The following is a 15,064-nucleotide window of genomic DNA, read 5'->3' as shown; positions in this document are numbered from 1 at the left end:
CGTTTTATCCTCTGAAAAATATTATTATTCGTAAAAATGAATTGTTAATACATTCTAATGATGGGTATTGTATTTTTAAGGAGAGAAAACGTATTGAATTATTCACTTACAAAACAGTTATGGAGGTAATTTTCCATGAAAAAGCCATCGAATGGTGAGGGACCTTTTGAACAGGGATTTCATGGCCCGAACCTTGGCTACGTTATTGAACTTTATGAAAGATATTTAGAGGATCCATCATCGATTGATCCTGAAATGAAAGAGTACTTTGAAAAAAATGGTTCCCCACTTGCGAGTGAAGGAACGGCCCAAATGGCTTCATCAGCAAATCAGCCAATGAATGCCGGACAGCTTGAGAAAACACTTGCTGCTATTCGCCTAGCGGATAATATTCGTACTTATGGCCACTTGGCTGCAGATATTTATCCGCTGGGTAACAATAAATCAGAAACTGCTTTATTTGAACTGAGCAAATATGGCTTAACTGAAAATGACTTAAAAGAGATCCCTGCCGGCGTCATTACCAAAGATGCCTCATATCCTTTACGAAACGGACTTGAAGCAATTGAATTCCTGAAGAGTGCTTATATGGGACCCATTGCTTTTGAATTCCAGCATATATTTGATGAAAACGAAAAAGACTGGCTTCGCCGCAAAATAGGGGCCAACAGCCACAAACTATCAATGCAAAAGGCGGAAAAACTGAAAGTTTTAAGAAGACTGACTGAAGTTGAGGAGTTTGAAAAGTTCCTTCATAAAACCTTCGTCGGACAGAAGAGATTCTCCATTGAGGGTCTGGATACAATGGTTCCATTACTGGATGAAATTGTTTCTGAATCCGTTTCTGATGGAGCGAAAACGATTAACATCGGTATGGCCCACCGCGGCAGGCTAAATGTTCTTGCCCATGTGCTTGGAAAGCCATATGAAATGATCTTCGCGGAATTCCAGCATGCGCCAAATAAAGAACTTGTTCCATCCGAAGGATCCATTGGAATCAATTACGGCTGGACAGGAGACGTTAAATATCATCTCGGTCTTGATAAACAGATCAAAGATGAGAATACGACCATAGCCAGACTGACATTAGCTAACAATCCGAGCCACCTTGAATTTGTCGGTTCACTTGTTGAGGGCTACACGAGAGCTTCACAGGACAACAGAACAAAGGCCGGTTATCCTGAAGTAGATCCAAAAGCGGCTTTAGCCATTATCATTCATGGAGACGCAGCATTCCCTGGACAGGGTATTGTAGCAGAAACACTTAACCTCGGACAGCTGACTGGCTATAATACAGGCGGTTCGATCCATATCATTGCCAATAATACAATAGGGTTCACAACAGAATCACATGATTCACGTTCTACAAGATATGCAAGTGATCTGGCCAAAGGGTATGAAATGCCAATTATGCATGTTAATGCAGACGAACCTGAAGCAGTAGTTGCAGCGGCAAGAATTGCCTGCGAATATCGTGCCAAGTTTCAGAAGGATATCCTCATCGATTTAATCGGATACCGCCGATTTGGACATAACGAGATGGACGAGCCTATGACGACCAATCCTCTTATGTATAATATTGTACGCAAGCGGCCAACCGTGAAAGCGCTGTATGCTGAAAAGCTGTTAAATGAAAAGATCATCAGTAAAGAGGAAGCTGAAGGCGTCCATGATGAAGTGCTGGCAAAAATGAAGGCAGCCTATGAAAAAGTGCCAAAAGAAAAGAAGGAAGCTGAGTTAACCGATCCTCCTGAAACTGTCGAAAAGGGTCTGCCAAAAATTAATACAGCCGTTTCAATTGATAAACTAAAGCAAATCAATGAAGAATTATTAAAATGGCCGGCGGATTTCAAGGTATTTGATAAACTCGGAAAAATCCTTCAGCGCAGAATGGAAGCGCTTGAAGGGGACGGCAAAATTGATTGGGGCCTCGCAGAAACACTGGCATTTGCAACCATCCTCTCTGATGGCACACCTGTCAGACTGACTGGCCAGGATTCAGAGAGAGGAACATTTGCTCAAAGAAACGTTGTCCTGCATGATCATACAACTGGAAAAGCGTATTCACCTTTGCATAAGCTCTCAACTGCCAAGGCTTCATTCGCTGTCCATAATAGTCCATTATCTGAAGCCGCTGTTGTAGGCTTTGAATATGGATATAATGTATTTGCTCCGGAAACCCTTGTTTTATGGGAAGCTCAATATGGTGATTTTGCCAATGCAGCACAGGTAATGTTTGACCAGTTTATTGCTGCCGGCCGAGCAAAATGGGGCCAAAAATCAGGTCTTGTCATGCTCCTTCCGCACGGTTATGAAGGACAGGGACCAGAACATTCAAGTGCGCGCCTGGAAAGATTCCTGACTCTTGCAGCTGAAAATAACTGGACAGTTGCCAATCTTTCTTCATCAGCACAGTACTTCCATATTTTAAGAAGACAGGCTGCCATACTCGGAAAAGAGGAAGTTCGCCCGTTAGTGATCATGTCTCCGAAGAGTCTGCTGCGCAATCCGACTGTCGCATCAAATGGAATTGAATTGAGCGAAGGAGAATTCCGATCCGTTATCGAACAGCCTGGTTTAGGTCAAAATCATGAAAAAGTGAAACGCATCATTCTTGGAACAGGAAAGATCACAATTGATTTAGCCGAAAACCTGAAAAACTATCCGGACCAGGATTGGTTCCATATTTTACGTGTGGAAGAAATCTATCCGTTCCCAATGAATCAGATCAAAGACATTTTAACCCGTTATCCAAATGTGGAAGAGATTATCTGGATTCAGGAAGAACCTAAAAATATGGGTGCTTGGAATTTCGTTGAACCTAGACTGAAAGAAATCGCAGGCAGTGACATTGAAGTCAGATACATCGGAAGAAGACGCCGATCAAGCCCGGCAGAAGGTGACCCGACTGTTCATAAGAAAGAACAAGCACGCATAATAGAAGAAACCCTATCGCAGTCCAACGGGCAGTAAAACTCCCGCATTAAGACTAGATAGATGGATTGAAATAGATTTAGCGGGAGTCAAACTCCCCGTAAGGGCCCGATTAGTGAGATAGTGAAACTTGCCGATGCACAGGCAGAGGCTTAGTTGAACCAATCGGGTTCGTAGAGTCGATCGAAGCGTTAGCGGAGATCTTAGCGACACTAGAACGCGACTAACAATCAGTGGGAAAAATCCCCCACTGATTGAAGTTTCACTTTAACACGGAAGCAAGAAGGAGGAAATTAAGGTGGCAGAAATCAAAGTTCCAGAATTGGCGGAATCCATTACAGAAGGTACGGTGGCACAGTGGCTGAAACAGCCTGGTGACACTGTCAATAAAGGTGACTATGTTGTCGAACTTGAAACGGACAAAGTAAATGTTGAAATTATTTCTGAACATAGCGGAGTTTTACAGGAAATCAGAGCACAGGAAGGCGACACGGTTAATGTAGGTGAAACCATTGCTGTCGTTAATGAAAGCGGACAAGCTGCTTCTGCTCCGGAAAAAGCGGAAGAAAAGCCTGAAGCTGCAAAAGCGGAAGAGCCTAAGGCAGAGGAGCAGCCAGCACAGCCAGCAGCTGAAGAAAAAACTGGCGGACAGCGTCCAATCGCTTCACCTGCAGCGCGGAAACTGGCAAGAGAAAAGGGCATTGACCTGAGCCAGGTGCCGACAGCCGATCCACTGGGCAGAATCAGAACACAGGATGTTGAATCCTTTAATCCTAACCAGGCAAAACAGCAGGCTCAAACACCAAAACCGGCAGCAGCTTCGAAACCGGCTGAACAGGCATCAGGCGGAAAAGAAGTGGAACGGATTAAAATGTCCCGCCGCCGCCAGACAATTGCAAATCGCCTTGTAGAAGTTCAGCAAACAGCAGCCATGCTGACAACGTTCAATGAAGTGGACATGACAAATGTGATGAACCTTCGCAAGAAGCGGAAAGATAAATTCTTTGAAGAAAACGATGTTAAGCTTGGCTTCATGTCATTTTTCACAAAAGCGGTCGTTGCAGCACTTAAGAAAAATCCTTACTTAAATGCTGAAATTCAAGGCAATGAGATCGTTCTGAAAAAATTCTATGATATTGGTATCGCTGTTTCAGCTCCAGAAGGTCTTGTCGTTCCGGTTGTCCGTGACGCTGACCGCAAGAACTTTGCAGAAATCGAAAAGGATATCATGGACCTTGCAGTGAAGGCAAGAGACAATAAGCTTGCTCTTTCAGATCTGCAGGGAGGAAGCTTCACCATCACAAATGGCGGTGTATTTGGCAGCATGATGTCTACGCCAATTCTGAACGGACCTCAGGTTGGTATCCTTGGAATGCACTCCATCCAGCTGCGCCCGGTTGCGATAGATGCTGAAAGAATGGAAAACCGTCCAATGATGTACATCGCACTATCCTATGACCACCGCATTGTTGACGGAAAGGAAGCTGTAACATTCCTGAAACGCGTCAAGGAACTGATTGAAGATCCGGAAAGCCTTCTTTTTGAAGCCTAATAACTAATGAAACCAGAGTGGAGTTCCGCTCTGGTTTTTTAGTTGCATAGGAAACTTTAAAAATGAACGATATTAATAAACTCTGTGGAAGAGTATCTGCATCCAGTTCCAGCACCTTGCTCACCCCTCGAGGTGTCGGTGGTGAGCAAGGAGCTGGAGCTTTCGTTATGGAAAATTATTTGCATTAAGGAAACAATGTACAGGTTATGAATAGTATATTAAAAAGCAGGTGATAACCTTGAAAAGAAGGCAAATGAAAATTCTGCAGTATAGTGCGATGTTAAAAAAATTAGGGGTACTAAGTGAAGAGGAATATGAAAATATAAAAAAAGCAAACAAACTGACAGCATACGTCCGAAGATAATAAAGTGAAACTTCAATCAGTGGGGGGTTTTCCTTATCCCCCACTGATTGTTAGTCGCGTTCTAGTGTCGCTAAGATCTCGGCTAGCGCTTCGATTAATCGACACTACGAACCCGATTGATTCAACTAAGCCTCTGCCTGCGCGTCGGCAAGTTTCACTGTATCTCACCAATCGGGCCTTTACATTATAAAGCGAAGCGACTTGCCTTGGGGTGACAAGCATAAGACGAGCAGATGGAGGGGAGTGCTTTTCTTCCCATCAGCTGATTGGCTTATGACCTCGAGCCCCTAGGAGCCGCAGCTAGATTGGGCAGTTTGACTCCCACTTATCCTCCTTTGATTCCTCTGAGTCTTGAAGTGGGGGTCTTACTGCCCGTTAGACTGCGATAAAAAAAGCGGGAATAGCTCCCGCTCTACATAATCAATAAGTATTTGGCTAACTAATATGGATTTTGAAACCTACTCTTTAAACGGTCTTAAGCCCCGTTTTTGAATCTCCGTTTTTAATATCCTAATCCATTCCTTTTCAGACCCTGACTTTAATGCATCACGATACGAGACGACCAGCTGCTCATTACTCATAATTTTCATTATGCATACCTCCTGGTTAAATGGATTGAATATTCTATTTTTTATTATTGTAAAGGTTTTTTAAAATTTTGTGAACCCTTTATAAAGAAAAGATTTATTACATTATGATGACATTTTTCTGCAATTCTTTTCACAATAGCTTTAACAGTAGACTGTGTTTTAAAGGAAAGATAAAATTTACAGTAACTACTGAATAAAGGGAGAATCTGCATATGAATATAATGCTTGATCATATTGTCCACTTTATAAAGGCTAAGCCGGCTGCTGCTGCTGCAAAATGGAGGGATCAAGGATATAAGGCAATATCAGGGGGGAGCCATGAAAATTGGGGGACATATAACAGCCTCTTGTACATTGGGCATTCATACCTTGAGTTTTTATCCATTGAAAAGAATCATATTGCCTCAAGGAGCGATAATCCGCTCATTAAACAGCTGACAGAAGAAATCAGAAATGGAGAAGGGATCGGACAGCTTTGCTTCCGAACCAATAATATTGAAGAGCTGCAGGGTGAATTAACAGGAAAGGGCTTTGAGACCCTTCCAATATTTGATGGAAGCAGGAAGAGGGCGGATGGAAGCATCCTTTCCTGGAGAATGCTTTTCTTAAAGGAAAATCACGACTATCAATACCCTTTCTTTATAGATTGGGGCAAGGAAGATGATAAAAGATTTGCGGAGCTGAGACAACTCGGCCTAATGGATGAAAAGCTGGCTGCTAAAAAAATAGAAGCAGTCTATATAGCTTCTAAAGACTGTGAAAAATCTGCGGCAGCATGGCAGGAGATCATGCCAGCTTCCCGGGATGATATTTACATAAGCAGTGACGGAAAAGACAAAAGAGCAGCCATTCTGATTGGTTCAGTTAATATCATCTTTTGCCAGCCATTATACGAGAATGGAAGGACAATGGAAGTTCTTCGTAAGAGGGGTGAGAAACCCTTTGCTGTTCAAGTGGCGCCAAGCCTAAAAAAAGAACTATCACTATTTGAAGGTCTTTATTTTTAACAAGAGAGAAGTTTCAACTTAAACCTGCTGCCCTTTTTTAGGGCAGTTTTTTTCACCTTATGAAAATTTATAAACTATCACTTTATGAAAATATTGAATATTCAGCAATATGTGTTAACATAAAATGTAAGCGTTTTATATCAGCACCTTAGAGGAATCTTGCATAATGATTAGATCATATACCAAGGAGGATTTCTGGATGACGGAATTATTGAATCTTACAGTAGGGAAGCTCCTGGAGGAGAAAGCCGGCCTTCACCCTGATCATGAAGCTGTAGTGTATGCTGATCGCGGACTCCGAATGAGTTATAAGGAGTTTAATGAATATTGCAGGCTTGCTGCCAAAGGGTTTATGAAGCTGGGCCTTGAAAAAGGGGAGCATATTGCCGCATGGTCGACAAATACACCAGAATGGCTCACATGCCAGTTTTCAACAGGCAAAATGGGTGCTGTCCTTGTAACCGTTAATACAAACTATCAAGCTGCTGAACTGGAATATCTTTTAAAACAGTCTGACAGTACAACGATTGTTCTGATGGAAAAGTTCAGAGATACCTCTTACATAGAAATGCTGTACAGCATCGTCCCGGAACTGAAGGATTCCGAGCCGGGACAGCTGAAAAGCAAAAGACTGCCTTTCTTAAAAAACGTTATCGTCATGGGAGAGAAACGCTTTCCTGGGACTTACAGCTGGGAAGATATTATCGGGATGGGCGAATCAGTCACAGACAGAGAACTCGATGAGCGGATGGAAAGCCTGGACCCGGACGATGCCATTAATATGCAATATACATCAGGAACGACAGGCTTTCCGAAAGGGGTTATGCTAACCCACAATAACATCGTTAACAATGGATACAATATTGCAAATTGTATGCGATTAACTACAGATGACCGCTTATGTATTCCTGTTCCATTTTTCCATTGCTTTGGCTGTGTGCTGGGAACGATGGCATGCATATCCGTCGGCGCCACCATTGTACCTGTGCAGGAATTCAGTCCTAAAGCTGTTCTGCAGACGGTCCAGGATGAGAAATGTACAGGCCTCCATGGGGTCCCGACAATGTTTATCGCAGAACTGAACGATCCTGATTTCAGCAAATATGATCTATCGACCCTTCGTACCGGCATAATGGCTGGCTCCAATTGCCCGATTGAAGTCATGAAAGGCGTAATCGAAAAGATGGGTGCAAGCGAAATAACCATTGCCTATGGACAAACAGAGTCATCTCCAGTTATAACCCAGACCCGGACAGATGATCCTATTGAGCTGAGAGTAGAATCTGTTGGAAGGGCTTTGCCGAATGTGGAAGTGAAAATTGTAGAACCGGGCACAAATAACGAAGTTCCTTCTGGTATACAGGGAGAATTGTGTACCAGAGGCTACCATGTCATGAAGGGATATTATAAAAATCCGGATGCTACAAAAGAGGCCATTGATGAAGATGGATGGCTCCATACCGGGGATCTAGCTGTAATGGATGAGAACGGGTACTGTAAAATCACAGGCAGATTAAAGGATATGATCATCCGCGGCGGAGAAAATATTTATCCGCGAGAAATAGAAGAATTCCTTTATACTCATCCGCAGATTCTGGACGTTCAGGTGGTCGGGGTTCCTGATGCTGTATATGGTGAAGAAGTGGTCGCCTGGGTAATAGCTAAGGAGGGCTCTGACATAACTGCAGAAGAACTTCGCGATTATTGCAAAGGGAAGATCTCACGCCATAAAATCCCCCGCTATATCGAATTTATAAATGAATATCCAATGACAGCTTCAGGAAAAATTCAGAAATTCAGATTGCGTGAACAAGCTAAAGAAGTTATTGAAAATGCTAACACATTAAAACAATAGCTATATGAAACCTGCGGGGGAACTTCCCGCAGGTTTTTTCAATTTCCATCTTCTTTCGTTCAAAAGGCTTAAAATATCTCCTCCTCATAGCCAATGTTTTAAAACCAGGGGGAATTTAAAATGGTATTAAAGATAAGGGAAAAGGAGCGAGAGCAGATGTATGATGAAATGTATGTAATGGAAGCTTTAATGAAGGCAAAACAAAAAGAAATGGATTTAATAACACAACACCATAAAAGATCAAATAACAAATTAATTTGCAGGCTTCCGGTAATTAAAAATTTGGATGCCTGCCAATGCCAGGAATGACGGAGATGTTTCTCCGTCTTCTTTTTTTGAAAAGAATCTTCAGAAAATGATAATATAGTAAACAAAAGAGAGAACCAAGGGGGAATGTTTGCTTATGACTACACAGAAATTGTTTGTATATGGAACCTTAAGAATGCATGAAACCAATCACTTTGTTTTAAAAGGAAGCCCCTGCATTGCCGAGCAGGCATGGGTATACGGGGAATTATTTGATACTGGTCTTGGCTATCCCTCTATGAAACCATCACTTGACCAAAAAGTGTATGGGGAACTTTATGAAGTACATTTGGATCATTTTTCCGATCTGGATGAACTGGAGGATTATATCCCGGGCAGAAAAGACAATTTATACGATAGGGTGGAACAGACTGTCCATACGGATAAGGGAGAAGTAAATGCACTTGTATATGTCTCCTCCAGGGATGACCTGCTGGCAGAACCAATTCTTCACGGTGATTGGAAGCTTTACCAGCTTATGAAGGATAAGCCGGAGAAGACCTATTATTTTGCTTACGGATCCTGTATGGATAATGAACGGTTTTGCACAGCAAAGGTAGATCACCATTTCAAAACGATTGTCGGCGGGGGAATATTGGCCGGTTATTCGATGCAATACCTGTTTTCCAGGGATGATGGAGGAAGGGCAGATATTATAGAAAATGGCGGTGTCACTGAAGGGGTTCTATATGAACTTCCCTATGAAGCTGTTGAATATCTGTTCCAAAGGGAAGGTTTTTACGGACAATGGTACCGTCCTGCCTTTGTAAATGTACAGGCAGGGGATAAATTGTACAAAGATGTCCTGACTTTTCATGTCTATAATAAAAAAGGGGAGCTGCCCCCGCCTGACCATTACGCTCTTGAAATTCTCCGCGGCGCAAGAGGAAGAGTAAGTGATGATTACTACAAAAAGCTTGAACAGCAGCTGGAAAAACTGGGAGTTAAGATTCGATTGGATGCATGATAGCATACGACTAAAGGATGAACACAAGTTCATCCTTTTTTCTGTATGGCAGGGTTATCGCTTTTTATACAATAAAGACAGAAAAAAATGAATTGGAGGACCTTACCATGCAAGGAGCAAAATTATATGAAGCACATCTAAACTCAAGCAATTTGGAAAGAAGCATCAAATTTTATGAAAACCTCGGCTTTAAAGTAGCTTACACAACAGAAGACAGAAAAGCAGCATTTTTCTTTCTTGGCGAAAATAAAGAGAACATGCTGGGCATGTGGGAAACAAAAGACACCCCAATAAGGAGAAATCATATAGCCTTTTCTGTTTCGCCTGAGAAGCTGCGGGGAATTATACCGTTTTTAATGGAAAAAGATATCGCAGTCAGGGAAAGCTTTGGCCTATCATCTGCAGAACCGATTGTCCATACATGGATGCCGGCTGCTTCAATCTATTTTTATGATCCGGACGGCCACTCATTAGAGTATATTGCTGTTTTAGAGGGGGAGGCAAAACCTCATCTAAAACCAATGCACCTAAGCGAGTGGGAAAAACTCAGCTAAATCCTGCAAAATTTCATTTGGTGGTTTGAAACAGGCTAAGCGGGTGGTATATAACCTTTGCCATCATCTTAGAAAGAGGGTCATCAAAATGAAAATTTTAGCAGATAATGGCTTTTATGAAGTGGTATATGATAATGAACATTATGATCATTTAGAATTTGTACGAACAGACCAAATCTGTGAAATTAACTATGTAACAATGAAAAACCCGTTAACTGGAGAAGTTTATACATTTGAGGCAGATAAAATCAAGCGATTTCGGAAAATAATGAAATTATTGCCAGTCATCAAAGAGAATCTGGTTGCAGACAACCGTTCCTATTCTTTATAATAAAAAGTAATGCAGACTTTGAAGGAGTGGCAATAGTGATTCATTTAAACTGGCATGAACGCGAAACATTGAAAAAAGTAAAATGTGTGCACACAGACGCAGCAAAATACATTGTAGACCGGGCTTTAACAGCAGGGAATATCTATGATGTAAAAAATGAAACAGAAGAATTTTATTTCATTGTAGACAATTCCGGAAAAGTAAGCGGATTTTATAAAGACTACTTCCAGGATGCTTAAGAAAAGCGCAAGCGCCTTGCCCACCCCCGACAAGCACAAGACGAGCCTCCCGGAAAGGCGTTCTTTGCCTTTTTGGGAGGATTGGCTTGTGACCTCGAGGGGGTAGGCGCTGGAGCTAGACAGTTATCGACGTTCAAAATTTTATACTTTCTTATCTTTTAAAAAGAAAACGGCCTGCTATGGGCCGTTTTCTTTTTACCTTTGTGTCGGGAAAATTCTGCGCACAGTTTGTGTAAATTCATCAAAAAATCCTTCTACTGGATGACCGGCCCGAATGTCCTCTGAGTATCCTGTCATTCGATCATAAAAGTCAGGGTTAACAGACACATATACATTATCGATATCCTGATCGATGGCTTTCACCTGATCTGAAATCTTCCCTTCAACATCCTTAGTCAATTCTTCATTTGCATCATTTAAGCGTGCGGCCACATAAGCATTATTGTCTGTCACGATGACATTCGCAGATTCAACCTCTGGTATAGAGGTAATTTTATCGGCAGCTTTATCAGCAACCTTCATTCTCGGAGAATCATTTTGATTGTCATTGTCCGTTCCCGTGCGGGTAAGATCAATCCCCGGCTCAGTGGTGCGTCCATTTTCTCCATAGTTGCTGTCGTTCACTTTAGTCGGCTCTGTGAGGTCTCTGTTTCTCTGAGCTGTTTCATTCATATCATTATTATTCGCTGCACAGCCTGCAAGCAATGCAGCTGACAGTGCTCCTGCCATCATTAATTTACGCTTAATCATACACTTTCCTCCTTTTGATTTTCCCCCTTATCTTTCCAAGAATAAGTACTGTTATTCAAATTTCTTTAAACAAAAAAGGAGCATGGCATAAGCCCGCTCCCCGTGTAATTACGATTCTGACATTAACTGCACATTATCCATTTTTTCTTTTGTATATAATCTCCTGCCAAGCCATGATTGAAAAACTAAAAAAATTCCGCCCGCAGTCCAATACAGCGGCAAAGCTGAAGGAGCATTTAAAGAAACCAGCATAATCATTACAGGAGACAAGAGACCAATGAATTTCATTTGCTTTGGCGTTTGCGCAGTCATGTTGCTCAGAGTGAACCTGTACTGAAGATAATACACGATCCCTGCAATGATTGTGATCCAAATGTCAGAATGCCCCAGATTAAACCAGAGAAATGAATGTGCGGCAATCTCCTGATTTCCTCTTATAGCATAATAGAACCCCATCAAAATGGGCATTTGAATAAAAATGGGCAGACACCCCGCCGCATTCAAAGGATTCACTCCATGTGATTGATACAAAGCGAACATTTCCTGCTGCAGCTTTTGCTGCTCCTCTGTTTTCTTCGCTGTTTTCAGCTTTTCCTGGATTTTTTCAAGTTCAGGTTTTAACTTATCCATTTTTTCTTTCATCAAGCTTTGATTTTTATATTGTTTCAGCATTAAAGGCATTAATATAATGAAGATTATGGCCAGTCCGAAATTGCCATGAAAGAAAACAGCCGTTCCATGTATGGCCAATGCAAACGGATTGACAAAATATTGATGGAAAAAGCTTGTTCCTTGTCCTCCTTGAGCCTGACAGGCAGATAGGAATATTGGCAATACGCTGATCATAGTAATGGCCAGCAACAATTTTATTTTTCTCATTAAGATCAAACCTCCTATATTTTTTATAAAATAGGGGAGGGACCTTCCGGCTCATCACTTTGATCGCCTTTTTTCAGGATCAATTTTGCCATCCACGACTGAATCGAATCACAAATAAAGGTCCGATCCATACAAAACGCTGGAAGGCTTTCATACTCCTTTTGTTCATTCCTAATACATCCAGCTCTATAAAAAGCAGGCTTGATTTTCCAAATAATTAACAGCTTAGCAGCTAAACCAATGATATATGTTAAATAAAGAGTATATTCTGATGAAATAAAAGACGATTCAATTATTAGGTCAAAGATGTCAGTTCACCTCACATATTTAAGTATAATTGAATGCTGTATTGATCACAATTACAGATATTGAACCATTTGCAAAAACTTATCTCTTGTCCATTCTATTGTCACTATATAGGAATATAATAGGAAAAAGCATATATATTTTAAGCTTTAGTATGATACACTCTATCAGGGAGATTAAATTATCTCTAGTTCTCTAAGTGAATGGTGGGGTATTTTGTCCTTGTTCAAACATAAAACAATTATTACGCTTGCCAAGCTCCTTGTACCCTTATTCATTTTGCTGTTTGTCATGCTGGAAGCAAAAGGGATATTCACTGATTTTAATTGGGCTCTCCTTGAGCTTTATGTTGACCGGCTAACGGTCCGCCGAATATTTTTTATCCTTTTATTGGGACTGGCTGCCCTTTTTCCAATGTATTTTTATGATGAAATATTGCAAAGGCTTTTCAGAATTAGGGTTCCTAAAAAAAAGCTTTTATTTTATTCCTTATCTGCTAACGCATTCTCTAACTTGATCGGCCTGGGAGGTGTGGCAGGAGCTACACTCAGGTCCTATTTTTATAAAGATTACCTGAATGGCAGTACACCGTATATCAAAATAATTGCCAAGCTGTCATTATTTTACCTTACAGGCTTGTCTATATTATCATGGGTCGTCCTATTTACCGATTTACATTTGTATGATGATGTAAAGCTTATAAAGCTCGCAGTCTGGGCAGTCGCTGCTTATACACCGCTGCTGCTTGGCGTTTACTTTTTTAAGTCGTCCTTTTGGAATACGAAGCACATCAAAAAGGGGTTCGCAGGGGACCTGCTGACGGTTTCATTACTGGAGTGGCTTTTTATTATCATATGTATCTGGGGAATTGCCAGAGCCCTTGAAGTATCGATTCCATTTTTTGTTTTGTTTCCGATTGTCATCATCTCTGCTTGCGCCGGAATTGCGAGTATGATACCAGGGGGAATAGGATCCTTTGACTTTGTTTTTTTGATCGGACTGGAATCACAGGGTGTCCCATCAGAACTGGGGCTTTTGATTCTCATGTTCTACCGTCTCAGCTATTATATCGTTCCAGTGTTTATTGGCACGCCGTTTATCATGATTCAGTTTTGGAATAGCGGGATGCCAAAGAACAGCTTTAAAATATAAAAGAGCCTTTATGGGCTCTTTATTTTTTTATATTTACCAAAGAGCATCCAGTATGTCTTTGTTAAATAAGTTCGTATCAATATTACATGCCTTCGCATCAATTCCATACTGCCAGCCTGCAATCAGTGAGTTTTCCGGAGCTTCAGGTTTATATTCAGGCGCCTGTGCCTGGGCTGTGATCCCTATATTCGGCGCAGCAGTCCATATATACGTGTTTTCAAGAAGGGGAGTGTTTTCGGCTGCAGCTTGATCGAAAGCTTTCCTCAGGGCCTTTTCCTTATCAAAAATTCCATAAATGCCAGGTTCATAGGGTGATTCTGACATGGCTTGATACCAGCCTTTTATAAAAGAAGAGTCGACAGGATAATTAGGCTCGATATCCGCAAAAACCGCGACACCCTCGGGTATTCCCAGCTCCTTTGCCAATTGAACAGCTGCTCTTGCTTCACTCTTTCCATTTTCAAGGCCTGTTGCATCATTAAATCGATTCCATATCACGAGTAATTTAATATTATTGCCCTGCAGCAGTTCAGCCTCTTCGGGTGTAATGCCTGCTGATACACCTTCTTTTTCACCTAAATACCGTCCCCATACTTTAGGAGATCCAAAATTTTCACGAACACAAGAAAGCAAGTCGCTTGTAGTGAGACTTGCAGAGTCAACACCCCAAACGACTTCATCATCCCCTGACTGGCCGTCCTGGTCATTTTCATTGCCCTTATCGCCGCTGCTGTTTTCCTTTTCATTTCCTTTTTGACCTGAGTCCTGATTTTTATCAGCCTTATTTTTTATCGTATTTGTTACATTTACATCTACATTTACCTCTACATCATTTGTAACATTATTGTCAATTTGGCTATCTTCGCCATTATTTAAATCGTTGTCGATTGAGTTATTCACATTAGCTTTATTGCCTTTGATATTATTTTTTACTTTATTCGAGATATCACTGTCCTGATTATTGCTTTGGCCATCTGGAACGGTCTCTGTTTTTGGCGGCTCGGCATCCTTTGAATCCATCAGCGAAAAAGTAAAGAGCGAAATCATTACGGCAAAAAATGCGGTCACAACGAAAGGCAAAAGGCCCCGTCTTTCCATATCTCACAGCCCTCCTTGTCAGTTCATGACATCTTATGCGGAGGGCGGAAGGTTGGTGATTCCAGCAAAAAGGGAGTGAAGAATGGTTTCTTATTTTGAAATAACATTACAAGGAATGATATTTGGGAAATAATTATGAAGTGCTATAATAGAATAATTCCACTTGTTCAACATAACGAA

Annotated in this window: 15 protein-coding genes; 11 read left to right on the top strand and 4 right to left on the bottom strand. The window is 41.4% G+C overall.

From position 1 onward, the window contains the following. Positions 1–135 precede the first annotated feature (135 nt). The 3 genes from PBF_RS15515 to PBF_RS27050 all read left to right on the top strand — a co-directional run bounded on the left by PBF_RS15515 (position 136) and on the right by PBF_RS27050 (position 4,850). Positions 136–2,973: a 2-oxoglutarate dehydrogenase E1 component gene (locus PBF_RS15515; RefSeq protein WP_035330851.1), complete on the top strand. Its 2,838-nt coding sequence runs from the start codon at positions 136–138 to the stop codon at positions 2,971–2,973. Positions 2,974–3,232: 259 nt separating this feature from the next. Beyond that, on the top strand, positions 3,233–4,486 hold the full coding sequence (gene odhB, locus PBF_RS15510; RefSeq protein WP_035330850.1) for a 2-oxoglutarate dehydrogenase complex dihydrolipoyllysine-residue succinyltransferase: 1,254 nt from the start codon (positions 3,233–3,235) through the stop codon (positions 4,484–4,486). A gap of 238 nt (positions 4,487–4,724) precedes the next feature. Further along, a complete protein-coding gene (locus PBF_RS27050) occupies positions 4,725–4,850 on the top strand; it encodes a hypothetical protein (RefSeq protein ID WP_268745122.1) in 126 nt (41 codons plus the stop codon). A 458-nt stretch (positions 4,851–5,308) separates the two neighbouring features. On the opposite strand, the gene sda is transcribed toward PBF_RS27050, so the two are convergent. Further along, positions 5,309–5,440 (bottom strand): sporulation histidine kinase inhibitor Sda, encoded by a 132-nt coding sequence (gene sda / locus PBF_RS15505; RefSeq protein ID WP_035330849.1) that lies wholly within the window; start codon positions 5,438–5,440, stop codon positions 5,309–5,311. A 212-nt stretch (positions 5,441–5,652) separates the two neighbouring features. On the opposite strand from sda, the gene PBF_RS15500 reads away from it, so the two are divergent. The 7 genes from PBF_RS15500 to PBF_RS15470 all read left to right on the top strand — a co-directional run bounded on the left by PBF_RS15500 (position 5,653) and on the right by PBF_RS15470 (position 10,699). Then, positions 5,653–6,447 carry a VOC family protein gene (locus tag PBF_RS15500; RefSeq protein ID WP_035330848.1) on the top strand — a complete coding sequence of 265 codons (795 nt, stop codon included), beginning with the start codon at positions 5,653–5,655 and terminating at the stop codon, positions 6,445–6,447. 199 nt (positions 6,448–6,646) lie between these two features. After that, complete coding sequence (locus PBF_RS15495; protein ID WP_035330847.1) at positions 6,647–8,302, top strand: AMP-binding protein; 1,656 nt, start codon at positions 6,647–6,649, stop codon at positions 8,300–8,302. 120 nt (positions 8,303–8,422) lie between these two features. Beyond that, entirely contained in the window at positions 8,423–8,611 is a 189-nt protein-coding gene (locus PBF_RS15490) for a hypothetical protein (protein WP_035330846.1), read from the top strand. 94 nt (positions 8,612–8,705) lie between these two features. Further along, positions 8,706–9,575: a gamma-glutamylcyclotransferase gene (locus tag PBF_RS15485; RefSeq protein ID WP_035330845.1), complete on the top strand. Its 870-nt coding sequence runs from the start codon at positions 8,706–8,708 to the stop codon at positions 9,573–9,575. Positions 9,576–9,682: 107 nt separating this feature from the next. Further along, positions 9,683–10,129 (top strand): VOC family protein, encoded by a 447-nt coding sequence (locus tag PBF_RS15480; protein WP_035330844.1) that lies wholly within the window; start codon positions 9,683–9,685, stop codon positions 10,127–10,129. Between the two features lie 88 nt (positions 10,130–10,217). Then, positions 10,218–10,460, top strand: coding sequence for a hypothetical protein (locus PBF_RS15475; RefSeq protein WP_035330843.1), 243 nt, complete (start codon positions 10,218–10,220; stop codon positions 10,458–10,460). 35 nt (positions 10,461–10,495) lie between these two features. After that, a complete protein-coding gene (locus tag PBF_RS15470; protein WP_035330842.1) occupies positions 10,496–10,699 on the top strand; it encodes a DUF6501 family protein in 204 nt (67 codons plus the stop codon). 195 nt (positions 10,700–10,894) lie between these two features. Here PBF_RS15470 and PBF_RS15465 read toward each other — a convergent pair whose 3' ends face one another. After that, complete coding sequence (locus tag PBF_RS15465; RefSeq protein WP_035330841.1) at positions 10,895–11,449, bottom strand: YhcN/YlaJ family sporulation lipoprotein; 555 nt, start codon at positions 11,447–11,449, stop codon at positions 10,895–10,897. A gap of 108 nt (positions 11,450–11,557) precedes the next feature. Continuing rightward, on the bottom strand, positions 11,558–12,328 hold the full coding sequence (yidC, locus tag PBF_RS15460; RefSeq protein WP_035330840.1) for a membrane protein insertase YidC: 771 nt from the start codon (positions 12,326–12,328) through the stop codon (positions 11,558–11,560). A 528-nt stretch (positions 12,329–12,856) separates the two neighbouring features. Between yidC and PBF_RS15455 the strand changes: the two genes are divergently transcribed. Continuing rightward, positions 12,857–13,786, top strand: a complete 930-nt coding sequence (locus tag PBF_RS15455; protein WP_235192270.1) for a lysylphosphatidylglycerol synthase domain-containing protein — start codon at positions 12,857–12,859, stop codon at positions 13,784–13,786. 33 nt (positions 13,787–13,819) lie between these two features. On the opposite strand, the gene PBF_RS15450 is transcribed toward PBF_RS15455, so the two are convergent. Further along, positions 13,820–14,884, bottom strand: a complete 1,065-nt coding sequence (locus PBF_RS15450) for a glycoside hydrolase domain-containing protein (RefSeq protein ID WP_035330838.1) — start codon at positions 14,882–14,884, stop codon at positions 13,820–13,822. Between the last annotated feature and the right edge of the window lie 180 nt (positions 14,885–15,064).

This window comes from Cytobacillus firmus DS1, assembly GCF_000565285.1.
Taxonomy (GTDB): domain Bacteria; phylum Bacillota; class Bacilli; order Bacillales; family Cytobacillaceae; genus Cytobacillus; species Cytobacillus firmus_A.
This window is presented reverse-complemented; position numbering and strand designations above follow the sequence as displayed.